Here is a 24,813-nt window from a genome sequence, read left to right on the forward strand (position 1 = left end):
AGGGCGCCACGGATCCGGCTCCGCATGGCCTCACCCCAACCGGATCAGCCGGTCCAGCGCCTTCATGAAGCCGTCCAGGTCTACGCCTTCCAGCGCCTTGTGAAGCCGCGCCTCGTGCGCGGCTACCAGGCGCCGCAGCTCAACCAATTGCCGGCGCCCCGCCGGCGTGATGCGCAGCAGGACCGTGCGCCGGTCCTCGCTCGTCCGCTCGCGCGCGACCAGGCCGCGCTGCTGCAGTTTCTCGATGATGGGCACCATGGCGGACCGGCTCAGGCCCAGGACCTGGCCGAGCGCGCCCTGGGCGACGAATTCGTTGGCGTCCAGGACCTCGAGCGCGCCATGCATGGCGGTGGTGAGCTGGAGTTCGGCCAGGCTGGCGTCGATGTCGCGCAGCGCGGCGGAGTGGGCGCGGCGCAGCTTGAAACCGATCAGCTTGGGCAGGCTGCTTTGCTGGATAGTCTTGGCCATGTCGTGAGCGAGTGTACTGAAAGTCATCGTTTCACGCTCCGGGATGGATTCGCCGATATTGTTCGATATAAAACTGTTTGACGATGAACAAATATCCGACTATGCTCCGCCTCATCAATGGAGGACGGAGGAGACATGTTCATCGTCGACAACCACATCCACCTCGGCCAGCCGGGCGTGCACGTGTCGGATTACATCTATAAGGAATTGCGCAAGAACTGGACGGAACGCGGCTTTCGCTATCACAGCGTCGAAGTGGCATCCGAGAAGCGGGAGGTGACGGCGCTGGTGGACGTCATGGACGAGGCGGGGCTGGATGTCTGCTGCGTGCTGGCGGGTAACTGGAACCGCGTCCTGCCCCCGGAGCAGCGGCCCTACAACGTGCCGAATGCCTTCGTCGCCACGCAGGTAGCGCAATCGGGCGGACGGCTGATCGGGATCTGCAGCGTGGACCCCATCGTAGATCCGTGGGATGCGGCCGACGAACTGGAGCGTTGCGTCCGCGACGAGGACTTCCGCGGATGCAAGCTGTATCCCACCTACGCCCACTTCGACCCGCGCGACAAGGCGTGCGAGCCCGTGTACGAAGCCGCCTCGGCGCTCGGTATTCCCATTCATTTCCACATGGGCTATACGCCGGTCTGCGGCGCCGACATGAAACTGCAGCAGCCGTGGCTGCTGGACGAGGTCGGGCGCCGTTTTCCAAAGCTCAAGGTGGTGGTGTGCCACATGGGCTATCCCTATGCGGAGGAAGCCATGGGGCTGGTGTCGCGGCACGAGAACTTCCATGCCGACCTGAGCGCGCTCGGTTTCCACCATCCGCGCAAGGTCTACCAGCTGATCCACGACTTCGGCTGTGTGAATTCCTGGGATCGCCTGCTGTACGGCTCGGAAAATCCTTTCATGCGCACCTTCCACAAGACGGTGATGTCAATCAACGAAGTGGCGGCGGAGATAGGCATGCCCGAGATCCCGCAGGACGCGCTGGAGCACATTCTCGGCGGCAATGCCTGCCGGCTGTACCGGATCGACCGGGCGGCGCTGGGGCGCTGAACTGGATTCGCCATCGACGCCGTCACCGTAGCGAGGCCGTCATGAATATCGAACGCAACTTCCTTTCCCGCGCGCTCATTGCGTTGAGCGTCCTGGGTCTGTCGTCCATCGGGCATGCCGCCGCCGCGGAGACCTATCCGCGCAGGACGGTCAGCATCGTGGTGCCGTTCCCGGCGGGCGGGCCCGCCGACGGCACGGCACGCGTGCTGCAGCCGGCCATGCGCGAAGTGCTGGGCCAGACCGTGATCGTGGAAAATTTCAGCGGCGCCGGCGGTTCGATCGGCGTCGGCAAGGTGCTGGCCGCGCCGCCCGATGGCCACACGCTGTTGCTGACTACGTTGGCCGAGCCCATCCTGCCGCCGCGCACCTTGCCCTCGGTAACGTACCGGCCCGAGGACCTGAAGCTGGTCACGCAACTGTCGCATACGCAGCTGGCCCTGGTCGCGCGCCCGGACGCGCCGTTCAAGAACCTGAAGGAGTTGCTCGCGCACACGACCGGCAAGGGCTCGGCCAGCGTGAACTACGCGACCCCCGGCAGCGGCACGCTCTACCATCTGGTCAGCGAGCATTTTCGGCAACTGACGGGCGCCGCGCTGACCCACGTTCCTTATCGCGGCATCGCGCCGGAAATCAACGACCTGCTAGGCAGCCAGGTCGACGTGGCCTTCCTGCCCCTGGCCGGCAACCTGACCGGTTTCATCAACCAGGGCAAACTGCGGCTGCTGGGGACCTCCGGCACCGGACCGGTGCTTCATCTGGACCGGGCTCCCTCGCTCAGGACCGAAGCCGCCCTGAAGGACTTCGACTACACCGTGTGGACCGGTGTGTTCGTGCACAAGGACACGCCGGATGCCGTGGTCGACAAGGTCCGGGCCGCCGTGGATGCGGCCATGAAGAAAGAGGCGTTCCAGAGTTTCATCCGCGAATCGGGAGGCATACCCTTGCGGCATGCGCAATCGGCCGGGGAGGCGGGCGGCATCTATGCCCGTGAGGTGAGGCGCCTGGAGCAGGTGTTCGATGTCGTGCGGCTGAAGGGATCGTAGGAAGAGGGTACGCGGCGGTCCATGTGGGCCGGGCCGGCAATCGATTTGCGTAATTCGCAGATTCATGGGGTTTTCATGCGGACTGCGCAAAATCCTTCTTCTGCAACTTCAGCGGCGCAAGGGTTTTCCTGAGTCCACTCTGATCGGCAACGTGCCGAGATCCTGTTGCCTCGTCGGCGGCTCTCGCGCGAAATGGCACGCGATCCGACTTCTTATCCATGCGTGCCCTTTTCGTGAACGGTCGACAATCGCCACGTGAAGTCGTGGACAACAGGAGATCGGCATGTCGGGAAGTGGCAATCGCTTGGCGCGCGTACTGGAGTTCCGCTGGGACCGCTCGACGCAGGTGCTGGAGCAGGCCATCGATGCGGTGGTCAGTATCGACCAGCACAACAACGTGACCTTCTACAATGCCGCCGCCGAGCGGCTCTGGGGATACACCCGTGCCGAGGTTATCGGCCGTAACGTGAAGATGCTCGTGCCCCAGGCCATCCAGGCGGCGCATGACGGCTACGTGAATGCCAACCGCGAGACCGGCCGCAACAAGATCGTGGGAACCAGCCGCAAGGTACAGGTCGAGCGCAAGGACGGCGGCAAGGTCTGGGTGAGCCTGTCGCTGTCGCGGGTGCAGATCGGCCGGCACATTACCTATACCGCCTTCGTGCGCGACATCACGGCCCAGCACGAGGAGCGCGAGACCATCAACCAGACGCTGGAGCAGGCCCTGGACGCCGTCGTCTCCATCGATGAACGGAACAACGTCACGTTTTTCAACGCCGCGGCCGAGCGCTTCTGGGGCTATGCGCGCGACGAAGTGCTGGGCCGCAACGTGAAGATGCTGGTGCCACGGGGCATCCAGCCCATGCACGACGACTACGTGGATGCCAATCGCAAGACGGGCCGGGACAAGATCGTAGGCACCAGCCGCGAGGTGCAGGTCGAGCGTAAGGATGGCACCCTGGCCTGGGGGGCGTTGTCGCTGTCCAAGATCCGCGTCGGCGAGCGCATCGTCTATACCGCGTTCGTGAAGGACATCTCGCGCGAGCGCGAAGTGCGGGAGGTCATCAACCAGACGCTGGAGCAGGCCCTGGATGCCGTCGTGTCCATCGATGGCGAAAACAACGTGACCTTCTTCAACGCGGCGGCCGAGCGCTTGTGGGGCTACGAACGGTCGGAGGTGGTCGGGCGCAACGTGAAGATGCTGGTGCCGCATGCCATCCAGGCCGTGCACGACAGCTACGTGAACGCCAACCGCAGCACCGGCGTGGACAAGATCGTAGGCACCAGCCGCGACGTCCTGATCGAACGCAAGGATGGTTCCTCGGTATGGGGCAACCTGTCGCTGTCGCGGGTACGCGTGGGCGACCGCGTGACCTACACCGCTTTCGTCAAGGACATCACCCGCGAGCGCGACGCGCGCGAAATGATGAACCAGACGCTGGAGCAGGCGCTGGACGCGGTGGTCACCATCGACGAGAACAACCTCGTCACCTTCTTCAACGCCGCGGCCGAGCGGATGTGGGGCTACCGCCGCGACGAGGTTATCGGCCGTAACGTGAAGATGCTCGTGCCGCAGGCCATCCAGGGCGACCACGACCGGCTGGTCCATGCCAACCGCAGCACCGGCGTGGACAAGATCGTGGGCACCAGCCGCGAAGTGCCCATCGAGCGCAAGGACGGCACCCGCATCTGGGGATTGCTGTCGCTCTCGAAGATCCGGCTGGAAGGCAAGATCGCCTATACCGCCTTCGTCAAGAACGTGCAGGCCGAGCACGAGGAGCGCCAGACGACGCACAGCGCGATGAGTTCCGTGCTGGCCTCGAGCGAGCAGATCGGCCAGATCGTGGCCGTCATCAACGAGATTGCGGCGCAGACCAACCTGCTGTCGCTCAACGCGGCAATCGAAGCCGCTCGCGCGGGCGATGCGGGACGGGGCTTCGCCGTGGTGGCCGACGAGGTTCGCAAGCTGGCGATGCGCTCTTCCAAGTCGGCCGGCGAGATCGACGGCCTGGTCGAGGAAACCAAGAACCGCATCAGCGAACTGGCCCGGTCGCTGCACCTGCACGAACAGGCCTGAGCCCCGGCGGGCCGGAGGCCGGGTCGGCGCCGCGATTCATGCCGAAGCCGAGTCGGCCTCCGCGGCCAGTTTCTCCGCCGCGTCGACCAGCATCCGCCCGATCTCGCGCACGCGCGGCTTGGCCCGTTCCAGCGGCGCGCCGACCGTGAGCGCGTAGGGCGTGCCGTACAGCACGAGAGGCGCGGCCACCGACAGCGTATCGGCCTGGTGTTCCCCCAGGTTGACGTGATAGCCCCGCCGGTCTCCTTCTTCCAGCGCCTTGCGCAATTGTTCCCGTGTGGTCGGCGTCCGGTCGGTGAAGCGGGACAGCGGCATGCGGGCGATCAGCTCGTCGCGCTCTGCGGGCGCCATGGCGGCCAGCAGCGCGCGTCCCGACGCGGCGGCGTGCAGCGGCTTGCGTTCGCCGGTCCGGGCGGTGAAGCGGACGATGCGCTCGGGCTCGGCCACGTCGAGGTAGACCACCTGGTCGCCGGAGCGCTGGGCCAGGATCAGTGTTTCCCTCAGGCTTTCCCGCAACTCTTCGAGCACCGGGCGGATACGGGCCGTCAACTGGTCGTGCTCGGCGATGACTCGGGCCTCGTTGAACCACCGGCGCGTCAGGTAGTAGCGCCCGCCGGCCTGGTGGGCGTAGCCTTCTCCCTCGAGCGTGTCGAGCAGCGCCAGGCAACTGGACTTGGGAAAACCCAGGGCTGCCGAGATCTGCGACAGCGAGGCGGGCGCCTTGGTCTGCGCGAAGTACTGCAGGATGGTCAGCACGCGCTTGGCGCTTTTTACGTCGTTCGTGTTCATGGCAAAAAGTCTATATGCACGAAGGGGGCGGCGCTACTTTCCCGGGCGGAAATCCCCGGTTGAATGTTTTTGTTCAAGTATATAAACTTTTATTCATAAATAAGAACGATCGAACCGGAAGGAGACATCGATGGCCGGACTGTATTTCGAGCAGTTCTCGCCCGGGCAGGAATTCGTCCATGACTGGACGCGTACCGTCACGGAGATGGACAACGTGCTGTTCAGTTCCCTGACGATGAACGTCCAGCCCCTGCATATCGACGCCCATTTCGCCGCGCAGACCGAGTTCAAGCGGCCGCTGGTGAACAGCCTGTTCACGCTGGGCCTGATGATAGGCATGACCGTGAACGACACCACGCTCGGCACGACGGTGGCCAACCTGGGCATGACCGAAGTGGCTTTTCCCAAGCCGGTGTTCGCCGGCGATACGCTGCACGTGCGCACCCGCGTGCTATCGGTGCGCGAGAGCCGCTCGCGTCCGAACGCCGGCATCGTGGAGTTCGAGCACGTCGCGTTGAACCAGGACGACGACATCGTCGCCCGCTGCAAGCGCTCCGCCTTGATGCACAAGGCGCCGGCCTAGGAGTCCGCCATGATCCGCTCCATGCTGTTCGTGCCCGGCGATTCGCCGCGCAAGTTCGACAAGGCCGCCGCGAGTTCCGCAGACGCCCTGATCCTCGATCTGGAGGACTCGGTGGCGCCCGATGCCAAGCCGGCGGCGCGGGATACGGTGCGCGGCATGCTGGACCGGCCGCCCGCCGGCAAGCAGCTATGGGTGCGGATCAACGCATTGGACAGCGGCGTCGCGCTCGAGGACCTCGCCGCCGTCGTGCCCGGGCGGCCGTTCGGCATCGTGCTGCCCAAGTGCGCGGGCCGCGCCGATCTTCAGCGGGCCGCGCACTACCTCGACGCCTGCGAGGCCATGGCGGGCCTGCCGGCGGGCGATGTCCGCATCCTGGCCATCGCGACCGAGACCGCGCGGTCGCTGTTCGGCCTGCACGACTATGCCGGCGCCACGCCCAGGCTCTGGGGCCTGTCGTGGGGCGCGGAGGATCTCGCCGCCGACGTGGGCGCCCAGGCCAACCGCGCGGCGGGCCGCTACACCGAACCGTTCCGGCTGGCGCGTTCCCTGTGCCTGATGGCCGCGGCCGCTGCCGGCGTGCGCGCCGTCGATACCGTGTGCGTGGATCTTGACGCGCCCGAGGTGCTGGCCGAGGAAACCCGCGAGGCCGTGCGCGACGGCTTCGTCGGCAAGCTCGCCATTCATCCCAGGCACGTGGATGCCATCAATGCGCTCATGTCGCCCGACGCGGCCATGCTCCAGTGGGCCCGGGCGGTGGTGGCGGCGTTCGATGCCCATCCCGGCGCCGGCGCGCTGAACCTGGACGGCAAGATGATCGACCGGCCGCACCTGCGGCTGGCGCGGCGCCTGCTGGGGGAGGAATGACATGGCCGGCCCGCTCGACGGCGTACGCATCCTGGACATGAGCGCCGTGGGCATGGGGCCGATGGCGACACAGATGCTGGGCGACATGGGCGCCGACGTGATCAAGGTCGAGCCGCCCGAGGGTGACGTGTTCCGCCACGTCACGCCCCAGCGCCATCCCGGCATGAGCCACGCGCACTTGAACCTGAACCGCAATAAGCGCAGTGCGGTGATCGACGCCAAGACCGAGGCCGGCCGGCGACAGCTCGTCGCGCTGCTCGAGGAGGCGGACGTCTTCGTGTCCAACATGCGCGCGCCGGCCCTGCGCCGGCTGGGATTGGACCATGCCTCTCTGGCCGGGCGCTTTCCCCGGCTCATCCATTGCGTCTGCTACGGCTATTCCGAGCGCGGGCCGTATGCCGGCAGGCCGGCCATCGACGACACCATCCAGGCGGTATCCGGCCTGGCGTGGCTGCAGGGAGGCGCCGGCGGGCAGGCGCCACGCTACGTGAATTCGGTGGTCGCCGACAAGGTGGTCGCCCTTTATGTGGCCAATGCCATCGCCTGCGCGCTGTACGCCCGCGAGCGGACCGGCGCCGGGCAGGCCGTCGAGGTGCCCATGTTCGAATGCATGGTGGCGTTTCTCGCGCCCGAACACCTGGCCGGCCGGACCTTCGTGCCGCCGGAGGGTCCGGCCGGCTATGCGCGCCTGCTCAACGAGTACCGGCGGCCGTTCGCCACCCGGGACGGCTACCTCAGCGTCGTGCCCTACACCGACGCCCAGTGGCGCCGCTTCTTCGCCCTGGCGGGCGATCCCGGCATGGCGGACGATCCGCGTTATCGCACCGCCCGGGATCGCAGCCGGCATTTCCCCGAGCTGTACCGGTACGTCGAGGACACGCTGCGCACGCGGACCACCGCCCAATGGCTGGATGCCCTCGCGACGGCGGACATTCCCTTCGCGCCCGTCAACGCGTTCGACGATCTGCTGCGCGATCCCCATCTGGCGGCAATCGGCTTCTGGCGCGAATGCGACCATCCGACCGAGGGCCGCCTGCGCCAGGCCGGTATTCCCGTGCACTTTGGCGCAACGCCGGGGGACATCCGGCGGCACGCGCCGAACCTGGGCGAGCATACCGACGAAGTGCTGCGCGGCTAGGACGGCCGCATCGCGTTGACCAGAGGGACGACAGAGGAGACTTCTATGCGGAAGGTGATCGCGCTGGGGTTGGCAAGCGCCGCCCTCATGGCCTGGATGCCCGCGCAGGCCCAGTCCTATCCCGAGGCGGGCAGGACCATACGCTTCGTGATCGGCTTTCCGGCCGGCAGCTCCATCGACAACGTGTCGCGCATCGTGCTGGACGACATCCGCGCCCGCACCGGCGCCGTGATCGTCATCGAGAATAAGGCCGGGGCGCTGGGTGCGCTGGGCGTGGACGCGGTGGCGCGCGCCGCGCCGGACGGCTACACCATGATGCCCAGTTCCAGCGCCACCAGTTCCTCGGGGCCGTTCCTGTCCAAGGCCATCCAGAAGCACGACGCGCTGGCCGACTTCACCCAGGTGGCCCGCATGGTGCGCTTCGACGTGGTGGTCGTGACCCGCGCGGCGGGCGGCTACGCCGACGCGAAAAGCCTGATCGCCGCCGCCCGCGCCAAGCCGAAATCGCTGGCCACCGGCTATGGCTCGGGCACGGGCCAGGTCGCTTCGGCCGCCTTCAGCCGCGCCGCCGGCATGGAGGTGCTGAGCGTGCCCTACAAAGGGCAGCCCGCGGCGGTGACCGACCTGCTGGGCGGCCGGGTCGACTTCGTCTCCTCCGACCTGGGGGCCGTGCTGCCGCAGATCGGCGCGCACAACCTGCACGCGGTCGCGCTGGTGTCCAACAAGCGCTCCACCATCCTGCCCGGTGTCCCCACCGCCGCCGAGCTCGGGCTGTCCGGGCTGGATCTGACCGGCTGGATAGGCGTGGCGGGGCCGGCGCGGCTGCCGGCGCAGGCGGTGCAGTGGTGGCAGGAGCAGTTGAAGCTGTCGCTGAACAAGCCGGAGGTCAGGGAACGCCTGCGCGGCATGGGCATGGAAACCGACTTCCTGGCCGGGGACGAGTTCCAGCGCTTCGTGCGCGCCCAGTACGAGGAATGGGGCGCGCAGATCCGGCACGCGGGGATCCAGGCGGAATAGCCTCCACGGCGGCGCCGGTTGCGCCGCCATACATATCAGCTTTGCCTTCTCCGGTCCTGGGATGGGGAAGGGCGCGCTTCTATAGTGGGTCGCAGCGCCATGGCCGCAGGCGGCCGGATGGCGGACAACCATAAGCCATGGAGACGACCTTGAAACGCGCATTCGCCATCCTGCTCGGAGGCCTGGCGGCCACGGCCCTGCTGCTGCCCGCCGCCCACGCCCAGTCCGACTATCCCAGCCGGCCGATCACCCTGGTCAATCCCTACGCGCCGGGCGGCCCCGCCGACACGCTGGCCCGGGAACTGGCATCCCGGCTGAAGGAGCGCCTGGGCCAGCCCGTGGTCGTCGAGAACAAGGCGGGCAGCGGAGCCATGGTCGGCACCGGCTACGTGGCGCGCGCCAAGCCCGATGGCTATACCCTGCTGATGGGCACTTCGCCCGGCATGGTGGTCGGCCCGCTGATCGAGCGCGTGACCTACGACGGCCTGAAGGACTTCGAACTCGTCGGGCTGGTGGCCAACCAGCCCGTGGTCCTGGTGGCCAACGCCAAGCTCGGCATCAACACCATGCAGGACCTGCTCGACCGGGCGCGCAAGCAGCCGGGCAAGCTGAATTTCGCGTCGGCCGGCACCGGCGGCCCGACCCACCTGGCCGGGGAATTGCTGCGCCGCCGCGCCGGCATAGAGATCACCCACGTTCCCTACAAGGGCGCCGCCCCGGCCTTGCAGGACCTGATCGGTGGCCAGGTCGAGCTGGGCATGCTGAGCGCCTCGCCCGTGCTGCCCTTCGTCAAGGACGGCCGGCTCAAGGCCATCGCCTATACCGGCGCCAAGCGGTCCTCGCTGCTGCCCGACGTGCCGACCATGACAGAGGCCGGCATCAAGAACTGGAACGAGGTCTCCACCTGGTACGCCCTGGCCGCGCCACGCGGCACGCCAGCGGCTATCATCGAGAAGCTGAGCGCGGCGCTGACGGCGATCAACGCCGAGCCGGAACACCAGCGCTTCCTGGCGCAGCAGGACGGCAGCATCGACAACATGACGCCTTCGGAAGTCACCGCCTTCGCGCAGAAGGACAAGACCGCGATGACGGAACTGCTGGGCGCCCTGGACATGCTGGCCAAATGAAACACCACGGCGCGGCGCCTTCCTCGCGCCGCGCCCGGAAGCGGAGAACATGAAAGAATTCATTCGCGTCGACGTCCCCGGCCTCGATCCCGCGGACGCCTATCGACTGGTCGTGGGATGCGTGGTGCCGCGTCCCGTTGCCTGGATCACCACCCAGGATCGGAGCGGCCGGGTCAACGCCGCCCCCTTCAGTTCCTACAATTACGTCGCCAGCCGGCCGCCCATGCTGGCCGTCAACATCTCGACGCTGGACGGAGAGCTCAAGGACACGGCCCGCAATATCGTGGAAACCGGCGAGTTCGTCGTCAACGTCTCGACCGAGGCCGACCTGGAGACCATGCATGCCAGCGCGGCCGAGTACCCGCCCGAGATCAGCGAGCCCGAAGCCCTGGGCATCGCGCTCCTTCCGAGCCACCATGTCCGGCCGCCCCGCATCGCTTCCACCCCTGTCCAGATGGAATGCCGCCTGGACCAGGCCATCCCCCTGGGCGAAGGCTATAACACCCTCTACATCGGGCAGGTCGTCGCCTTCCACCTGTCTCCCGACATCTACGACGGCCGCCGCGTCAACAGCGCCGCCATGCGCCCCGTGGCCCGCCTGGGCGGCCCGTTCTACGCCGCGCTGGGCGAGATCTTCCACCGCCCCATGCTCCAACGCCAGCCCGGCGCGGAGCCTGATCCAGCCCCCAGACCTTAGAGCTCAATCCCGGGCGGAACTCCGCCGCTCATCCAACCGGGCCAGTATCTCAGGCAACCGCTCCCGGGCCGTCTCCGCCAGGTCGCCGTAAAGGCTGTTGCCTTGCGCGTCGATCCCCACCGTGGCGGGGCCCAGCCCCTCCACCCGCAGCTTCACCAGCCGGTAGTGGTGCACCAGGTCGTTCCAGTGCACCGCCACCACTTCCCGTATCGCCTCGGATAGAAGCGTGCATCCACCCCCCAGGAACGACAGGTAGACGCACCCCGCCTCCCGCATCGCCTCGACGCTGCGAGCGTCCAGCCCGCCCTTGCCGCCCGCCACCCGCAACCCCAATCCGCGTATCAACCGCGGCATGAACCCGTTGAATCGCGTGCTCGTCGTCGGGTTCAGGTATAGCACCTCGAAATGGCCGCCGGCTTCCCGGCTGTAGCTGCCCAGGTGCAGCAGCGCGGCGTCCTTCAGGTCGATGGGGGGCGCCTCGCCACGGTCGAGCAGTTCCATCAGCCGTTCATGCGTCGTCATGCCGGCGCACAGCACGACCTCGCCATGCAGCCGGACCTGGTCGCCCACGCGTAGCGACCGGACCGCCTCTTCGCTCAGCGGCAACTCAAGTTCGTGGACGGTGCTCACGGTGTCGGGTCCTTGTCATGACGGCCAGTCATTCGATGATCTCCACGCGGCCCGAATCATGGATGCGGGCGCGGGTGCGGCGGTTGATCCAGCAGTTGAAACATACCGCCACCGGCGTGAAACCGTGGCCCGAGGCATAGTCCACGTGCACGGCCATCGCCGTGCTGTCGCCGCCGGTGCCCATGGGGCCGAAACCCGTCGCGTTGGCCGCTTCCTTGAGGCGATCCTCCATGGCGGCCAGCACGGGCTCGGGGTTGACCGTACCGATGGACCGAAGCGTGGCCTGTTTGGCCAGCTTGGCGGCATAGTCGAACGTGCCGCCTATGCCCACGCCGATCACCACCGGCGGACAATGCTGCGACCCGGCTTTGAGGATGACCTCCATCACGTAGCGCTCGATGGTCTCCAGGCTGGGAAAGGTGAAGATCTCCAGCGCGGCCCAGCGGCCCGAGCCCAGCGCCTTGGGCGAACAGGTGATGTCCACGTAGTCGGCGCCGTCGATCAGGTCGAAAGTGACGATGGGCATGTCCTTGCCCTTGTAGCCGCGCTCGTTGGTGAGGGGATTGGTCACGTGGGCGAGCAGCGGCGGCTGGATGGCGGCGACCAGATCGTCGAAACCGTCGGCGAAGGCGCGCTTGATGTCGCCCTCCAGCCGGGCGGCGGTGCCGATGCCGACGAAGTACACCGGGACGCCGGAGTCGGAGCAGACGAAGTGCTGGCGAGCCTCGGCGGCATCCGCGCTTTGCAGCATGATGCGCAGCGTGCCGCGCGCGACCTCGTTGCGCTCGCCTTGCTCGGCCTCGCGCAGCGCCGCCTTGGTGTCCTCGGGTATCTTCTTCAGCGCGCGTTCGTAGAGCTGGGCGCTGACCGACCGCACGAGGTCGTAGCTGATGGCCATCTGTCTCCCCTGTGGCGCGTCGGGGCGCGCGCGTTCCTGGTCTCCGGACTATAACGACGCGGCCGGGCCGCTGCTATCACCCGGCCGGCACACCTGCTTTGCGGGCGTCTGTCCGGAACCGTGGTGGATATACTGGCCGGCACGTGCAATGTCTCGACGGAAGGAGCGCATGAAGCTGCATTGGTCCACCCGTTCGCCCTACGTGCGCAAGGTCATGGCGGCGGCCATCGAGACCGGGCTGGACGCGTCCATCCAGACCCGGCTGTCCATCGTCTCGCTGTCGACCGTGAACGCCGACGTGGAGCGCGACAACCCGCTGGGCAAGATACCCACCCTGGTGACCGACGAGGGCGTGGCCCTGTACGACTCGCTGGTCATCTGCGAATACCTGGACCACCACAGCCGCAAGGGCCGGCTGTTCCCGCGTGAGTTCGACCAGCGCCTCGAAGCGCTGCGCTGGCATGCGCTGGGCAACGGGCTGACCGACATCCTGATCCTGTGGAACAACGAGCGGGGGCGCGATCCGGCGCTCCAGTCGCCGGCGCACCTGTCCTCCTACCGTGCCAAGACGCTGGCTACGCTGGACGCGCTCGAAGCCACGGTGGACGAGCTGGACCGTCGCGAGTTCGACATCGGCCACCTGGGCGTGGCGGTCGGGGTCGGCCACGCGGATTTCCGGTTTGCCGACCTGCAGTGGCGCGCCACGCGGCCGCGCCTGTCGGCCTGGGCCGACAGCATGGCCGAGCGCGAATCCCTGCGCCGGACCGTGCAGTTCGACCCGCGCCTGCAAAAACCAGGTTAGTGCCGACAGAAGTCCTCATCCCCGCCGTCGAAGCTAGCGCGCGGCGAACTCGCTCGCCAGCGCGTTGACCAGTCCGCCGCTTTCCCAGATCCGCACCATCTGCGGCGAGAACGGCGGTGACGGGATGACGCGGCCGTCGGCCAGTTCGATCTCTCCGGTGGCCGGCGTGACGCCGATTACGTCGCCATCGGCCACGGCCTGCGTGATGCCTGGAACCAGCAGTATCGGCAGCCCCTGGCTGAGCGCCCGCCGGATGAAGCCCGATTCGCAGGACTCCACCAGCACGGCCGCGATGCCCGAGGCCTTGATGGCGACGCTGACTTCCACGTGGTTGTGATGCGCGAAGTTCTTGCCGCCGACGACGATGTCGCCCGGCCGGACTTGCGACGGGAACTCGGGCCGCAGCTGGCGAAAGCACATCTGCCTGAGCGCGTCCAGGTCGAACGGCTTGCCGAAGCCGTCCCGCACCGCGGCGAATTCGATGATGCCATCGTCGCCGCAGACCTGGTCGCCGAATTTCCAGACCCGGCCCCGCAGGGTGCGCACGGAGGATGCTTCGTTCATGTCGTGCCGCTCCTCAAAGCCTGCCCGCCAGCAGCGGGCGCGGATCCGCGATCTCTCCCGCCACGGCCGATGCCGCCACCGTATAAGGCGAGGCCAGGTGCACCGAGGCCTGGGTGCTGCCGTTGCGGCCCTGGTAGTTGAACTGGTGGGTGGTGATCGAGACGTCCTCGCCGCTCAGCACGCCCAGGTAGCCCCAACAGGTATTGCAACCGGGCGACAGCACCGTGGCGCCAGCCTCGGCGAACACCTCGAGCAGCCCTTCGCGCGCGGCCGCGGCGTAGACGTTCTGGCTGCCGGGCGAGATGTACATCGTGACGTGCGGGGCGATCCGGCGGCCGCGCAGCACGGCGGCCGCCGCCCGCATGTCGTCGAGCCGGTTGTTGGCGCAGGACCCGACGGCGGCCTGGTCGATGCGCCGGCCCGCCACCCGCGCGACGTCCACCGCGCCGCTTTGCGTGGGCGGCACGGTCACCATGGGCGTCAGCTGCGACAGGTCGTAGGTCAGCACCGCCGCGTAGTCCGCGTCCGGGTCGCTGCGCATCACCTGGTAGGGCCGGCCGTCCGCGCGTTCGTCGACGTAGTCCAGCGCGCGCGCGTCCACGTCCATGATGGCGGTGTCCGAACCGGTATGGAAGGTCGAGGCCAGGATGGCCTGCCTGTCGTCCAGGCTCAGCTGCGCCAGCGCCGGCCCGCCGTATTCGACGCAGCATTGCAGGAAGGTACCCTGTTCCTCGTGGTCGCGGATGATGGCCTGGACCAGGTCCCGCCCGGTCACGCCGAAGGGCAGGCTGCCCACCAGCTCGATGCGTACCGTGCGCGGCACGCACACCCAGTGCCGGTCGTTCAGCAACGGCGCCAGCACGTCGGTGGACATGGGAATGTTCAGGGCGCCGACCGCGCCGATCGACGCGATGTTGCCTTCGTCCGAAAACACCAGGGACCCGGGCCGGGCAAAGCCGCGTTCGACCAGCACCAGGTGGCGCAGCCCGGTGTTGGGGCCGTAGAAGTTGTCGACGCCGAAGTCGCGCGTCAGTTGCTTGAGCATGTGGTGCGTCGCCGCGTGCGGCGAACCGGTGGCGGCCGCCGGCGTGTGGTCGATGACGATGATGGCTTTCTCGGGCCGGGCGAACGAGGTCGCGCCTATCTTCTCCAGGTTGCGCTTGTGCATGGGCCAGACCATCTCCTGGGTGACCACGTGGTCCGGCACGCAATTGACGTATTCGCCCGGCGCCACGGTCTCCCGGCCGGCGGCGCGGGCCAGGATCTTCTGGGCGATGGTCTGGCCGGTGGAGGCTGGCATGGCAAGTTCCTATTGGACCGATCAGTTGAGCGAAATGCCGGTTTCCTTGATGAACTGGCCCCAGAACTCGTAGCTGGCGAGCACGTTCTTGCGATACTGCTCGGGCGAGCTCGAGACGGCAAGCGAGCCCATCTGCTCGTAAGCCTTGCGCACTTCGGGGGTAGCCATGATCGTTGCCAGTTCCCGCTGGACGCGATCGACGATGGCGGCCGGCGTGCCGGGCGGCATGATGACGCCGTACTCGGTCGCCTGCACGACCTTGGGATAGCCCAGCTCGACCAGGGTGGGGGCGTCGGGCAGCAGCGGCGTGCGCTTTTCCGTGGTGACCGCCAGCACCCGCACGGTGCCGGCCTGGACGTGAGGCAGGATGGGCGTCAGGTCCGAGACCATGGACTCGACCTGTCCGCCCAGCAGATCGGTGATCGCAGGCGCCGCGCCGGCGTAGGGCACGTGCACGATGTCGACGCCGGCCGCGCGCTTGAAACGCTCTCCGGCCAGGTGGACCATGGTTCCGGTGCCGGCGCTGCCGTAGTTCATCTTGCCCGGGTGGCTCTTGGCCCGCTCCAGGAACTGCGCCATATTGGTGATGCCGGACTTGGCGTTGACGGCGATGACCGCCGGCACCTGCGCCAGGCTGGAGACGTAGGTGAAGTCCTGCTGCACCGAATAGGGAACTTTCATCAGGTGGGGCATCACCATCAGCGCGCCGCCCGCGCCCAGTCCCATCGTGTAGCCGTCCGGCGTCGCCTTGGCCACCGCCGCGGTGCCGATGGAGCCGCCGGCCCCGGCGCGGTTCTCGACGACGATGGGCTGCTTGAGGGCCTCGCCCAGCGGACCCGCGATGGTGCGCACGTAGGTGTCGGTCGGCCCGCCGGGCGGGAAGGGCACGATGAAGCGGATCGGCCGGGTGGGCCAGGAGGCGCTTTGCGCCAGGATCGGTGCCGAGAAAATTCCCAGGGTGCAGCTTGCGATCAGGCATGCCGCAAGGCGTCTGGCGCGCATGGCAGTCTCCTCTTCGGCGGGCGGTGCCGCCGCGTCTTGTCGATGTCCGGGCATGGTATCGGGCGTGCCGCGGCGTCGATAGGCGCCGCGGTGCAAAGCTGCTATGGCGTGCGCGTTAACGGCCGGGCGAGGTGTAGAGGCCCAGCCGTTCGGCGCGCACGCGCGCCAGCGCGTAGACGGTCTCGAGCAGCGGCGCGGGCATGCCCAGCTCGCCGGCAATCTCCACGGCGGCGCCGAGGATGCTGTCCAGCTCTACCGCGCGGCCGGCCTCCACGTCCTGCAGCATCGACGTCTTGACGTGCCCCAGCTTGCGCGTGACCGCCAGGCGCTCGGGAGGCGAGATGGCCAGCGGCAGGCCCAGCGCTTCTCCCATCGCCAGGAGTTCCCGCATCATGGCCTGGAACAGGCGGTTGACGCGCTCGTCGTCGATCAAGAGGTCGGTGGCCGAGCCCGTCAGCAGGCTGACGGGATTGAAGCAGGCGTTGCCCAGCAGTTTTTCCCAGACCACGCCGCGGATGTTGGGGCTGGCCGATGCGTCGAAGCCGGCGTCGGCAAGGCGCTGCGCCGCGGCTTGCGCCCTCGGGCTGGACCCGCCGCCCGGTTCGCCCACCACCAGCCGCGATCCGGATGCGTGGACCACCACGCCGGGTTCCGGGCACGAGCAGGACGGGAAAACGACGAAGCCCAGGATGCGATCGGCGGGAATGGCCCGCTCGAGCCGTCCCTCCGGATCCACCGCGCGCAGGCGATGTCCCGCCAGCGGGCCGCCCCCTGGCTGGAAGAACCACCATGGCACGCCGTTCAGGGCGGGCAGCACGACTGTGTCCGGCCCCAGCAACGGCGCGAGCCGGTCGGCCAGCGCCGGCAGCGAGGGCGATTTGACCGCGAGTATCACCAGGTCTTGCACGCCCAGCCGCCCGGGATCGTCGCTGGCGCGCACCCGGGCCACCGATTCCACGCCGCCGCTGTCCAGGCGTATGCCCCGTTCGTTCACCGCGCGCAGCGTGGCGCCTCGCGCCAGCACGCTGACGTCGTTGCCCGCCAGGGCCAGCCGCGCCGCCAGGAATCCGCCGATGGCGCCCGCTCCGGCGATGCCTATCCTCAGGCGGCCGGGAGCCGGCATGGTCCGTTCTTGGGCGTTGTCCATCGGTGATGTCTCCTGCGGATATGGGGGGCTGCGAGTCCGCCGGCGGCAGCCCGCTCTCGCTCCATTATTCCGGCCCCTGTCGCGCGCGTGGTGCACCCGGCAGGCATTTCTGCCTGTGCCCGGCGGATATAGCGGACCATGGACGGCGTTATGCGCATGGACGCATTGCAGTCTTGCCGGCCCAGGCAGTAGGCAAGCGGGCGTCGGGCCCCTAGAGTCCGCACAGCGGCGACAGGCGCGGACGGATGAGGCTCGTCCGGCCGTCGGCGCGCACGCGGAGGAATGTATGCATCGAACGACGGGCCCGCTGTCGCACGTCAAAGTCCTGGACCTGAGCCGCATCCTGGCGGCGCCGTGGGCCAGCCAGACCCTGGCCGATCTCGGCGCCGACGTCATCAAGGTGGAGCGTCCCGGCAGCGGCGACGACACCCGCGCCTGGGGGCCGCCTTTCCTGAAGGACGGGCAGGGGCAGGATACCGAGGAGGCCGGCTACTACCTCGCGGTCAACCGCGGCAAGCGCTCGATCACGATCGGGCTCGACACGCCCGAGGGCCAGCGCATCGTGCGGGAGCTGGCCATGCGCGCCGACATCCTGCTGGAGAACTACAAGGTCGGCACGCTGGCCCGCTACGGGCTCGACCAGGCATCGCTGCGGGCGCTCAACCCGAGGCTGATCTATTGCTCGGTCACCGGATTCGGCCAGACGGGGCCGCGCCGCGATCAGCCCGCCTACGACTTCCTGATACAGGCCATGGGCGGCCTGATGAGCGTGACCGGAGAACGCGACGACCGGCCCGGCGGCGGTCCGCAGAAGGTGGGCGTGCCCATCGTCGACCTGATGACCGGCATGTACACCGCCGTGGCGGTACTGGCTGCGCTGGCCCGCCGCAACGAAACGGGCGAAGGCGAGTACATCGACATCGGCATGTTCGACGTGCAGGTGGCGACCCTGGCCAACCAGGCCATGAACTACCTGGTGTCCGGCAAGCCGCCGCGGCGCAACGGCAACGCCCACCCCAACATCCAGCCGCAGGACGTCTATCGGTGCGCCGACGGCGACATCATCCTGGTCGTCGGCAACGACGGCCAGTTCCGCAAGCTGTGCGAAGCGCTGGGACATGCGGAGTGGGCCGCGGACGAGCGCTTCGCCACCAACGCGCAGCGCGTGCGGAACATCGACCGGCTGTCGGCGATGCTGCGCGAAGTGCTGGCGCGCCGCGACCGCGCCGGCCTGCTCGCGCTGCTGGATCGCGCCGGCGTGCCGTGCGGGCCGATCAACACGGTGGCGGAAGTGTTCGAGGAGCCGCAGACGATCGCGCGCGGGATGCTGCGCCATATCGACCATCCCAGCGGCGGCCAGGTGCCTCAGGTCGCCAGCCCCATGCGGTTCGCCGATGCCGCGTTGCCCGACCTCGCCGCCCCGCCCACGCTCGGCCAGCACAGCGCCGAGATCCTGGCCGAATTGGGCTACGACGCCGCCGGCATCGAGGCGCTGCGCGCCGCGGGCGCGATCTGAGGGGGACGCGCATGAAATTGCATTGGTCTCCCAAGTCGCCTTACGTGCGCAAGGTCATGGTCTGCCTGCAGGAACTCGGGCTGGACGACCGCGTGGAGCGGGTGCGCTCGGTCGCGGCCATGCTCCGGCCCAATCCGCAGATCATGCGGGACAATCCCCTGAGCAAGATCCCGACGCTGGTGCTGGACGACGGATCGGCGCTGTTCGATTCGGCCGTCATCTGCGAATACCTCGACGCGCTGGCCGGCGGCGGGCTGTTCCCGGCGCGGGGCGAGGAGAAGTGGCGGGCCCTGCGCTGGCATGCCTTCGCCGACGGCCTGCTGGACGTCCTCATCCTGTGGCGCAACGAGGCCGACCGCGGCGATGGCCAGCGGTCGGATGCGCTCATCGACGCGTTCCGGATCAAGACCGAGGCGGCGCTGCGCCAGCTGGAAAGCGAAGCCCGGGCGCTGGAGTCCGCGCCGTTCGGCATCGGTCACATCGGCCTCGGCTGCGCGCTGGGCTACATGGATTTCCGCTTTGCATTCCTGCAATGGCGCGAGCGCGCACCGCAACTGGCCGCGTGGCATGCCCGGATCGCAGCCCGGCCATCGTTCCGGAGCACCGAGCCCGTGCTGGAGGGATGAGACGCTTCAGCCGTAGAGCCGGGTCGGGTTGTCGACCAGGATCCTGCGCACCAGCGACTCGCTGCCGGTCCATGCGCGGAAGGTGTCGAACAGCTTGCGCGTGTCGGGCAACGGATCGATGCGGATGTGGGGCCAGTCGCTGCCCCAGACGAGCTGGTCGGGATTGGCTTCCAGCAGCTTGCGGTGAAAGGGGCGTCCGGGCTCCATGTCCGGCGTTTTCAGCAGGCTGCGATAGGCCGACAGCTTGACCCATGCCTTGCCGTCTGCCAGCAGGCGCAGCAATTGCTGGAAGCCGGGATCCTCCGTGCCGGCCCGTACGTCGAAACTTCCCATGTGGTCGATCACGACCGGGCAGGGCAGGCTGGCCAGCAGCGGCGCGATGCCGGGCAGCGCCTCGCAGTCGGTCCAGAGCTCGACGTGCAGCCCGGCGTCGGCGACGGCGGAGGCCATCTGCCGCAGGTCGTCGATCGAGGCGCTGCCGGCGAAATTCCCCGCCGCGCCGCTGCGATGGCTGTAGCGCAGCGCGCGTACGCCGCGCCCGCGCAGCGTGGCCAGATCCAGGGGCGTGCCCGGTCGCGCGACGATGACGCCGCGCAAGTGGTCGTGCGTCGAGAGCGCGTGGAACAGCAGCGAGTAGTCTTCCCCGTACGCGCTGGGATGCACCAGCACCGCATGCGACAGCCCCTGGCCGGCCAGCATGGCCGAATGGTCCGCGACCAGCGCCTCGGGCGGCGTGTAGCTGCGTTCGGCCGCCAGCGGGAAGCGATCATAGGGGCCCAGCAGGTGGTTATGGCAGTCCCAGCCCGTGATCGGGGTGGGAGCCTGTCGCGCATCGCCGCTCATCGCGCCTGGCCCCATGCCGCCGCGTCGTCCTGGGGCAGCGGGAAGGCGGCGACCACGCCGGGCTCCAGCGGAATCTCGTGCGCGTTCAGGGTCATCGCCACCAGCGTGTAGTAGCCGACCAGCGCGGTCAGCTCCACCACCGTGCGCGCGCCGAAACGCGCCAGCGCGGCGGCGTAGGTCGCGTTGGACACCGACCGGTGGGCATTCAGCTCGCTGGCGTAGCGCACCACCAGCGCGTCGTCGGGCGCCAGTTCGTCGGGGATGCGGCGTTCGCACAGGGCCTCGATGATCCAGGCTTCCACGCCTGCCTTCTCGGCCTCGGTCCGGTGGGCCGCCCATTCGAAGGGGGAATGGCAGGCCCGGGCCGTGACCAGGATGGCCAGCTCCGACAGCCGGGGCGGCAGCGTGGTGTCGTAGCGCAGCAGTTCGCCCAGCGCCGACCAGCGCTCGGCCAGTTCGGGGTTGTACAGCGCGGCGCGCAGCGGCCCCCGCAGCCGGCCGCGCTTGCCGGCGACGACTTTATCGTGCACCCGGCGTTGTTCCGGGCTCATGGTTTCGGGCGTGGGCAGGTCGATTCTCGGCATGGGCTCCTCTCTTCTGGGCGCATTATCGGACGCCACGCGCGGCGGCGCTATGGCGCGGGGCGCATAGCAGCCTTGACCCGGCCCGCCTTTGCGCGGGCGCCGCGCGCGCCTAGACTCGCTGCGTATCCTGCCTCGTCGCTTCGACCACGACCTTCCCATGAACGAATACAAGCAACTGCAACTGCGGATAGACGGCCACATCGCGCTGGTGACTCTGGACAGCCCGCCGGTCAACGCGCTGACCCGCGTCCTGAACGACGAACTGACCGCCGCGCTGGACTGGATCTCCGAGACGCCCGACGTCCGCGTGGTCGTGCTGACGGGCGCGGGGAAGGTGTTCTGCGCCGGCGCCGACCTGAAAGGCCGGGCCGATGTAATCAAGGGGCCCGGCGACCTGCCCGCGCACCTGCGCCGCACCCGCGAGTGCTTCCACGCCATCCGCGAATGCGCCAAGCCGGTGGTGGCGGCGATCAACGGACCGGCGCTGGGATCCGGGCTGGCGATGGTCGCCTCGGCCGACGTGCTGATCGCTTCCGAGCGCGCCACCCTGGGCCTGCCCGAAGTGGACGTGGGCCTCTTGGGCGGATGCCGCCATGCGATGCGTTTGTTCCCCCATTCGCTGCTGCGGCGCATGATGTTGACGGGGCATCGGGTGCCGGCGGCCGAACTCTACCGGCTGGGCATCGTCGAGGCCTGCACGGCGCCGGAGGACCTGCTGCCCGCCGCCATGGAGATGGCGGGCGTCATCGCTTCCAAGAGCCCGGTCTCCACGCGCATGGGCAAGCACACGCTGAACACCATCGAGGACATGAGCCTGCGCGACGGCTATCGCTACGAGCAGGACATGACGGCGATCATCGCCACCACCGAGGATGCCGCCGAGGCGCAGGCCGCGTTCCGCGAAAAGCGCGCGCCGGTGTTCAAGGGCCGGTAGCGCACGGCTCTCCAGGGCGTCCCGCCGGGAGCGGGCGGGTATAAACTCGTCTTCTTTTCCCGGACGAGCGCCGTTTGCGATGCAGCATCCGAAAGCCACCAGTATCCAGCTGGACGTGACCGCCAGCTTGCAGAAATGGCGGGCATTCCTCGCCATCGGCGAACTGGGCAGCCTTACCCGCGCCGCCCTGTTCCTGAACAGCAACCAGTCGTTATTGAGCCGGCAACTGAACGCGCTCGAACGCGAGTGCGGCACGCGGCTGTTCGTGCGCACCGGCCGGGGGGTGGAGCTGTCGGACGTGGGCCAGCGCATCTTCCCGCAGGTGCGGGCCTTGCTGGCCGATGCCGAGCAGCTCGAGAACGAGATCCGGGAGCAGGCGCGCGACGCCAGCGGGCGCGTCACGCTGGGCACGCTGCCGTCCATCGGCCACCATCTCGTGGGGCAGCTGTTCACCGAGGTCCGGGCGCGCTACCCCGGCGTCAGCCTCAAGGTACTGGAGGGTTCCAGCGGCCAGGTCGAGGAATGGCTGGCCGATGCCCGGGTCGACATCGGCATCCTGTACCGGTACGGCGGCACACTGCCCGAGCACGAGCAGTGCCTGGCCACTGTCGACAGTTACCTGATCGGGCCCGCGGGCGACCGCCTCACTGCGCAGGAAGAGGTGCCGTTCCGGAGCCTGCACGAGCTTCCCTTCATCCTGCCCAGCGCGCCCAACGGGCTGCGCACCGCGCTCGATTCCATGGCGCGGCAGGAGCACATCACGCTGGCGCCCGTGATCGAAGCCGATTCGCTGCCGCTGCAGGCCTCGCTGGTTGCGCGCGAGCGGCTCTATACCGTGCTGCCGCTGCACGCCGTATGGACCGAGGTCGCCAACGGCGACGTGCAGGCCGCCCGCATCGTGGATCCGCCGTTCCAGCGCACCGTGGCGCTGGTCTTCGCCAAGACCAAGGGCCCCGGCAAGGCGGTGTCCGCCATCGCCGCGCTGATCGGCGAGATCGTCGAGAGAATGGCGCGCGACGGAATGTGGCGGACGAGCCGCTGAACGTCGGCCATTCTGTGCACCCACCCTTATCGACAACGCAGGAGGCGCCGATGCCGACCGACACCGGCAAGCTTTATCTCGTGAGCCTGGGCACCGGCGATCCGGACCAGTTGACCCTGCGCGCCGATCGCATCATGCGCGCCGCCGACCTGGTGCTCGGCCCCGGCGATGCGCCGGTGCGCTACGCCGGCCAACTGGCCGGCAAGCCTTTCATGGAGGCCGGGCACGGTTTGTTCACACCCATGGCGCGCCGCCGCGACACACCCGAGGCGGTCGATGCGGAGGAGGGCCGGCGCCGGACGGCCATACGCGACTGCATCGCCGCCGGAGGCACGGTGGCGGTGCTCAGTTTCGGCGATCCGACGCTCTACGGCCCGCAAGTCGGTTATCTCGACGCCTTCCGCGACCTGCAGCCGGAGGTCGTCCCGGGGATTTCGAGCTTCGCGGCGGCCAATGCCGCGCTGGCCTGCGCCCTTACCGGCGGGAGCACGAGCCAGTCCGTGATCCTGAGCCTGGGCAAGAATGCGAACGCCGGCTATGCCGGCAGCGACCGCCTTTCGGTGCTCGCCCAGAGCCGCAGCGCGCTCGTGCTGTTCACGATGAAGACGGACCTTGGCCGGGTCGTGGAGGAATTGCGCGCCGGCTATCCCGGCGATACGCCGGTGGCCATCGTCTGCCATGCGGGCAACGCCGCCAAGCAGGAGGTCCTGCGCGCCACGCTGGATACGCTGGTGGAAGTGGCGAGCCGCCGCGAGCTTCCGTTCGAGCACCTCGTCTACGTCGGCGATTTCCTGGCGCATCCGCGAGGCGACTACCAATAACGCCCGGCTCCGCCGTTCCATCCGCATCGCCCCCTGGGTGGCGCTCGTCAGCGCGAAGGGGAGGGACCCTCTGTCAACCCAATATCCTGCTGAGACGCCGCCGATCGCAGCATCGCAAGGCATATCTCCAGCGTCGCCCTGGCCCAGCGCCCGTCGTGGCGCGGCGGCGTGCCGCCGCGGACGGCGGACGCCAGTTCGTCGATCACTTCGTGGCGGGGCACGGCCGGTTTGTCGAGGGGGATCCATCGCTTGGCATCGTCCCCATAGACCGCGATCCCGTCCGGTAGCGGCCGCAGGTCGGCATGATCGCACGAGACGATGATGGGACCGAAGTGCTGGTATGACCGCGCTTCCCCGCTTTCGGGCGGCTTGTAAGAAGCGCCCCCGTAGGTCCCGTCGGCCTTGGCGCGGGCCTCCGCATCGGGCGAGTCCACCGCCGCGAGTTTTCTGCGCGCGGCGCCATAGTCGTCGGGCGATTTGCGGTTGCCCATCTCGCCCAACCAGTTCGTCCACTCGTCGGAGTCGAAGTGGGCATAGCCGTTGTAGGACAAGGACGCGTAGGCTCCCGATTCGAACCACAGCATCGCCGAGTAGGCGCCTTCCGTCGCGCGCCGGGGGTCCCAGTTGCCCAATGCGGCCCGCAGGCGGACCGGGCGCGATCCCGCCAGCAGGCGGACGATGTCGACCTGGTGCGCGGCCTGGCTGAAGACGGCGCCCCCGCCCTCGGCGGTGACGAGCTCCTCCGGCCTGCGTGGCCGATAGAGATAGTCGGTGTAGTTGAGCGCATGGATCATCCGCACGCCGCCGAACTCGCCGCTGTCGATCAGCTCGCGCGTCTTCAGGTACGGCATGTCGAAGCTGTGGCAGTGCCCGACGATGAGATGAACGCCGGCGCGGTCGCAGGCGGCGATCATGCGGTCGCATTCTTCCAGCGCGAGCGCCATGGGCTTTTCCACCAGCACGTGCTTGCCATGCGCGGCCGCGATCTCCGTATGGCGCGCGTGAAACTGGTGAGGGCTGGCGACGTATATCGCGTCCAGCGACGGATCGGCCGCCAGGGCCTCGATGTCCGCATGCACCGCCGCGCCGAAATCACGCGCGAACTGCTCCCTCGCAGCGGACCGCGGATCACAGGCCGCCGCCAGCACGATACGCGGATCGCGCAGAAAGGTCGGCAGCATCAGCGAAAAGGCCCGGCCCAGTCCCGCGACACCCAGCCGCAGCGGAGAAAACGACATCAGAACTCCT

The 24,813-nt window shown here is 68.3% G+C and carries 25 protein-coding genes and 1 pseudogene; 15 read left to right on the forward strand and 11 right to left on the reverse strand.

Features of this window, described 5'->3' with window-relative positions; translation table 11 throughout:
* Positions 1-30 precede the first annotated feature (30 nt).
* A complete protein-coding gene (locus CDO44_RS24530; RefSeq protein WP_087782850.1) occupies positions 31-495 on the reverse strand; it encodes a MarR family winged helix-turn-helix transcriptional regulator in 465 nt (154 codons plus the stop codon).
* Positions 496-603: 108 nt separating this feature from the next.
* Between CDO44_RS24530 and CDO44_RS24535 the strand changes: the two genes are divergently transcribed.
* From CDO44_RS24535 to CDO44_RS24545, 3 genes are all read left to right on the forward strand, one after another.
* Positions 604-1,521: an amidohydrolase family protein gene (locus CDO44_RS24535; protein ID WP_158213427.1), complete on the forward strand. Its 918-nt coding sequence runs from the start codon at positions 604-606 to the stop codon at positions 1,519-1,521.
* A gap of 41 nt (positions 1,522-1,562) precedes the next feature.
* Entirely contained in the window at positions 1,563-2,564 is a 1,002-nt protein-coding gene (locus CDO44_RS24540) for a tripartite tricarboxylate transporter substrate binding protein (protein WP_087782852.1), read from the forward strand.
* A 283-nt stretch (positions 2,565-2,847) separates the two neighbouring features.
* Positions 2,848-4,641, forward strand: coding sequence for a PAS domain S-box protein (locus CDO44_RS24545; RefSeq protein ID WP_087782853.1), 1,794 nt, complete (start codon positions 2,848-2,850; stop codon positions 4,639-4,641).
* A 36-nt stretch (positions 4,642-4,677) separates the two neighbouring features.
* Here the strand turns inward: CDO44_RS24545 and CDO44_RS24550 are convergent, their stop codons facing one another.
* Complete coding sequence (locus tag CDO44_RS24550) at positions 4,678-5,430, reverse strand: IclR family transcriptional regulator (protein ID WP_087782854.1); 753 nt, start codon at positions 5,428-5,430, stop codon at positions 4,678-4,680.
* A 124-nt stretch (positions 5,431-5,554) separates the two neighbouring features.
* On the opposite strand from CDO44_RS24550, the pseudogene CDO44_RS24555 reads away from it, so the two are divergent.
* The 6 genes and pseudogenes from CDO44_RS24555 to CDO44_RS24580 form a co-directional block, all read left to right on the forward strand.
* Positions 5,555-6,013 (forward strand): annotated as a pseudogene (locus CDO44_RS24555) (MaoC family dehydratase); the annotation flags it as partial.
* Positions 6,014-6,022: 9 nt separating this feature from the next.
* A complete protein-coding gene (locus CDO44_RS24560) occupies positions 6,023-6,877 on the forward strand; it encodes a CoA ester lyase (RefSeq protein ID WP_087782856.1) in 855 nt (284 codons plus the stop codon).
* A gap of 1 nt (position 6,878) precedes the next feature.
* A complete protein-coding gene (locus tag CDO44_RS24565; RefSeq protein WP_087782857.1) occupies positions 6,879-8,015 on the forward strand; it encodes a CaiB/BaiF CoA-transferase family protein in 1,137 nt (378 codons plus the stop codon).
* Between the two features lie 45 nt (positions 8,016-8,060).
* Positions 8,061-9,032: a tripartite tricarboxylate transporter substrate binding protein gene (locus CDO44_RS24570; RefSeq protein WP_087782858.1), complete on the forward strand. Its 972-nt coding sequence runs from the start codon at positions 8,061-8,063 to the stop codon at positions 9,030-9,032.
* Positions 9,033-9,181: 149 nt separating this feature from the next.
* Positions 9,182-10,159: a tripartite tricarboxylate transporter substrate binding protein gene (locus CDO44_RS24575; RefSeq protein WP_233146331.1), complete on the forward strand. Its 978-nt coding sequence runs from the start codon at positions 9,182-9,184 to the stop codon at positions 10,157-10,159.
* A 49-nt stretch (positions 10,160-10,208) separates the two neighbouring features.
* Positions 10,209-10,856: a flavin reductase family protein gene (locus CDO44_RS24580; protein WP_087782860.1), complete on the forward strand. Its 648-nt coding sequence runs from the start codon at positions 10,209-10,211 to the stop codon at positions 10,854-10,856.
* A 3-nt stretch (positions 10,857-10,859) separates the two neighbouring features.
* Here the strand turns inward: CDO44_RS24580 and CDO44_RS24585 are convergent, their stop codons facing one another.
* On the reverse strand, positions 10,860-11,486 hold the full coding sequence (locus tag CDO44_RS24585) for a fumarate hydratase C-terminal domain-containing protein (RefSeq protein ID WP_087782861.1): 627 nt from the start codon (positions 11,484-11,486) through the stop codon (positions 10,860-10,862).
* A gap of 28 nt (positions 11,487-11,514) precedes the next feature.
* Positions 11,515-12,384, reverse strand: coding sequence for a fumarate hydratase (locus CDO44_RS24590; protein WP_087782862.1), 870 nt, complete (start codon positions 12,382-12,384; stop codon positions 11,515-11,517).
* A gap of 169 nt (positions 12,385-12,553) precedes the next feature.
* Between CDO44_RS24590 and CDO44_RS24595 the strand changes: the two genes are divergently transcribed.
* A complete protein-coding gene (locus CDO44_RS24595; RefSeq protein ID WP_158213428.1) occupies positions 12,554-13,186 on the forward strand; it encodes a glutathione S-transferase family protein in 633 nt (210 codons plus the stop codon).
* A gap of 33 nt (positions 13,187-13,219) precedes the next feature.
* Here the strand turns inward: CDO44_RS24595 and CDO44_RS24600 are convergent, their stop codons facing one another.
* The 4 genes from CDO44_RS24600 to CDO44_RS24615 all read right to left on the reverse strand — a co-directional run bounded on the left by CDO44_RS24600 (position 13,220) and on the right by CDO44_RS24615 (position 17,199).
* Positions 13,220-13,750 (reverse strand): 3-isopropylmalate dehydratase, encoded by a 531-nt coding sequence (locus CDO44_RS24600; RefSeq protein ID WP_087782863.1) that lies wholly within the window; start codon positions 13,748-13,750, stop codon positions 13,220-13,222.
* Between the two features lie 13 nt (positions 13,751-13,763).
* Entirely contained in the window at positions 13,764-15,050 is a 1,287-nt protein-coding gene (locus CDO44_RS24605) for an aconitase family protein (protein WP_087782864.1), read from the reverse strand.
* Between the two features lie 21 nt (positions 15,051-15,071).
* A complete protein-coding gene (locus CDO44_RS24610; RefSeq protein WP_158213429.1) occupies positions 15,072-16,052 on the reverse strand; it encodes a tripartite tricarboxylate transporter substrate binding protein in 981 nt (326 codons plus the stop codon).
* Between the two features lie 115 nt (positions 16,053-16,167).
* A complete protein-coding gene (locus CDO44_RS24615) occupies positions 16,168-17,199 on the reverse strand; it encodes a ketopantoate reductase family protein (protein WP_233146332.1) in 1,032 nt (343 codons plus the stop codon).
* 286 nt (positions 17,200-17,485) lie between these two features.
* Here CDO44_RS24615 and CDO44_RS24620 point away from each other — a divergent pair, with 286 nt between their 5' ends.
* Positions 17,486-18,715 carry a CaiB/BaiF CoA-transferase family protein gene (locus tag CDO44_RS24620; protein ID WP_087782866.1) on the forward strand — a complete coding sequence of 410 codons (1,230 nt, stop codon included), beginning with the start codon at positions 17,486-17,488 and terminating at the stop codon, positions 18,713-18,715.
* 11 nt (positions 18,716-18,726) lie between these two features.
* Positions 18,727-19,341, forward strand: coding sequence for a glutathione S-transferase family protein (locus CDO44_RS24625; protein WP_087782867.1), 615 nt, complete (start codon positions 18,727-18,729; stop codon positions 19,339-19,341).
* A 6-nt stretch (positions 19,342-19,347) separates the two neighbouring features.
* Here the strand turns inward: CDO44_RS24625 and CDO44_RS24630 are convergent, their stop codons facing one another.
* Positions 19,348-20,199 (reverse strand): amidohydrolase, encoded by an 852-nt coding sequence (locus tag CDO44_RS24630; RefSeq protein WP_233146333.1) that lies wholly within the window; start codon positions 20,197-20,199, stop codon positions 19,348-19,350.
* A complete protein-coding gene (locus CDO44_RS24635; RefSeq protein WP_087782869.1) occupies positions 20,181-20,768 on the reverse strand; it encodes a carboxymuconolactone decarboxylase family protein in 588 nt (195 codons plus the stop codon). Before CDO44_RS24635 ends, CDO44_RS24630 begins: the two co-directional genes overlap by 19 nt.
* Before the next feature lie 157 nt (positions 20,769-20,925).
* On the opposite strand from CDO44_RS24635, the gene CDO44_RS24640 reads away from it, so the two are divergent.
* The 3 genes from CDO44_RS24640 to CDO44_RS24650 all read left to right on the forward strand — a co-directional run bounded on the left by CDO44_RS24640 (position 20,926) and on the right by CDO44_RS24650 (position 23,565).
* The gene (locus CDO44_RS24640; protein ID WP_087782870.1) at positions 20,926-21,702 is read left to right on the forward strand and encodes an enoyl-CoA hydratase/isomerase family protein; all 777 of its coding nucleotides are present in this window, start codon (positions 20,926-20,928) and stop codon (positions 21,700-21,702) included.
* 79 nt (positions 21,703-21,781) lie between these two features.
* Positions 21,782-22,744: a LysR family transcriptional regulator gene (locus CDO44_RS24645; RefSeq protein WP_087782871.1), complete on the forward strand. Its 963-nt coding sequence runs from the start codon at positions 21,782-21,784 to the stop codon at positions 22,742-22,744.
* A gap of 50 nt (positions 22,745-22,794) precedes the next feature.
* A complete protein-coding gene (locus CDO44_RS24650) occupies positions 22,795-23,565 on the forward strand; it encodes an SAM-dependent methyltransferase (protein WP_087782872.1) in 771 nt (256 codons plus the stop codon).
* Positions 23,566-23,612: 47 nt separating this feature from the next.
* On the opposite strand, the gene CDO44_RS24655 is transcribed toward CDO44_RS24650, so the two are convergent.
* Positions 23,613-24,803: a Gfo/Idh/MocA family protein gene (locus CDO44_RS24655; protein WP_087782873.1), complete on the reverse strand. Its 1,191-nt coding sequence runs from the start codon at positions 24,801-24,803 to the stop codon at positions 23,613-23,615.
* Positions 24,804-24,813 lie beyond the last annotated feature (10 nt).

This window comes from Pigmentiphaga sp. NML080357, assembly GCF_002188465.1.
Classification (GTDB): Bacteria; Pseudomonadota; Gammaproteobacteria; order Burkholderiales; family Burkholderiaceae_B; genus Pigmentiphaga.

Coding starts and splice junctions, on each gene's coding strand:
- CDO44_RS24605 (WP_087782864.1), bottom strand. CDS start 15,050: ATGCCAGCCTCCACCGGCCAGACCATCGCCCAGAAGATCCTGGCCCGC.
- CDO44_RS24615 (WP_233146332.1), bottom strand. CDS start 17,199: ATGGACAACGCCCAAGAACGGACCATGCCGGCTCCCGGCCGCCTGAGG.
- CDO44_RS24595 (WP_158213428.1), top strand. CDS start 12,554: ATGAAGCTGCATTGGTCCACCCGTTCGCCCTACGTGCGCAAGGTCATG.
- CDO44_RS24535 (WP_158213427.1), top strand. CDS start 604: ATGTTCATCGTCGACAACCACATCCACCTCGGCCAGCCGGGCGTGCAC.
- CDO44_RS24600 (WP_087782863.1), bottom strand. CDS start 13,750: ATGAACGAAGCATCCTCCGTGCGCACCCTGCGGGGCCGGGTCTGGAAA.
- CDO44_RS24620 (WP_087782866.1), top strand. CDS start 17,486: ATGCATCGAACGACGGGCCCGCTGTCGCACGTCAAAGTCCTGGACCTG.
- CDO44_RS24540 (WP_087782852.1), top strand. CDS start 1,563: ATGAATATCGAACGCAACTTCCTTTCCCGCGCGCTCATTGCGTTGAGC.
- CDO44_RS24650 (WP_087782872.1), top strand. CDS start 22,795: ATGCCGACCGACACCGGCAAGCTTTATCTCGTGAGCCTGGGCACCGGC.
- CDO44_RS24645 (WP_087782871.1), top strand. CDS start 21,782: ATGCAGCATCCGAAAGCCACCAGTATCCAGCTGGACGTGACCGCCAGC.
- CDO44_RS24640 (WP_087782870.1), top strand. CDS start 20,926: ATGAACGAATACAAGCAACTGCAACTGCGGATAGACGGCCACATCGCG.
- CDO44_RS24580 (WP_087782860.1), top strand. CDS start 10,209: ATGAAAGAATTCATTCGCGTCGACGTCCCCGGCCTCGATCCCGCGGAC.
- CDO44_RS24550 (WP_087782854.1), bottom strand. CDS start 5,430: ATGAACACGAACGACGTAAAAAGCGCCAAGCGCGTGCTGACCATCCTG.
- CDO44_RS24590 (WP_087782862.1), bottom strand. CDS start 12,384: ATGGCCATCAGCTACGACCTCGTGCGGTCGGTCAGCGCCCAGCTCTAC.
- CDO44_RS24545 (WP_087782853.1), top strand. CDS start 2,848: ATGTCGGGAAGTGGCAATCGCTTGGCGCGCGTACTGGAGTTCCGCTGG.
- CDO44_RS24570 (WP_087782858.1), top strand. CDS start 8,061: ATGCGGAAGGTGATCGCGCTGGGGTTGGCAAGCGCCGCCCTCATGGCC.
- CDO44_RS24655 (WP_087782873.1), bottom strand. CDS start 24,803: ATGTCGTTTTCTCCGCTGCGGCTGGGTGTCGCGGGACTGGGCCGGGCC.
- CDO44_RS24635 (WP_087782869.1), bottom strand. CDS start 20,768: ATGCCGAGAATCGACCTGCCCACGCCCGAAACCATGAGCCCGGAACAA.
- CDO44_RS24630 (WP_233146333.1), bottom strand. CDS start 20,199: ATGGGGCCAGGCGCGATGAGCGGCGATGCGCGACAGGCTCCCACCCCG.
- CDO44_RS24560 (WP_087782856.1), top strand. CDS start 6,023: ATGATCCGCTCCATGCTGTTCGTGCCCGGCGATTCGCCGCGCAAGTTC.
- CDO44_RS24565 (WP_087782857.1), top strand. CDS start 6,879: ATGGCCGGCCCGCTCGACGGCGTACGCATCCTGGACATGAGCGCCGTG.
- CDO44_RS24610 (WP_158213429.1), bottom strand. CDS start 16,052: ATGCGCGCCAGACGCCTTGCGGCATGCCTGATCGCAAGCTGCACCCTG.
- CDO44_RS24530 (WP_087782850.1), bottom strand. CDS start 495: ATGACTTTCAGTACACTCGCTCACGACATGGCCAAGACTATCCAGCAA.
- CDO44_RS24625 (WP_087782867.1), top strand. CDS start 18,727: ATGAAATTGCATTGGTCTCCCAAGTCGCCTTACGTGCGCAAGGTCATG.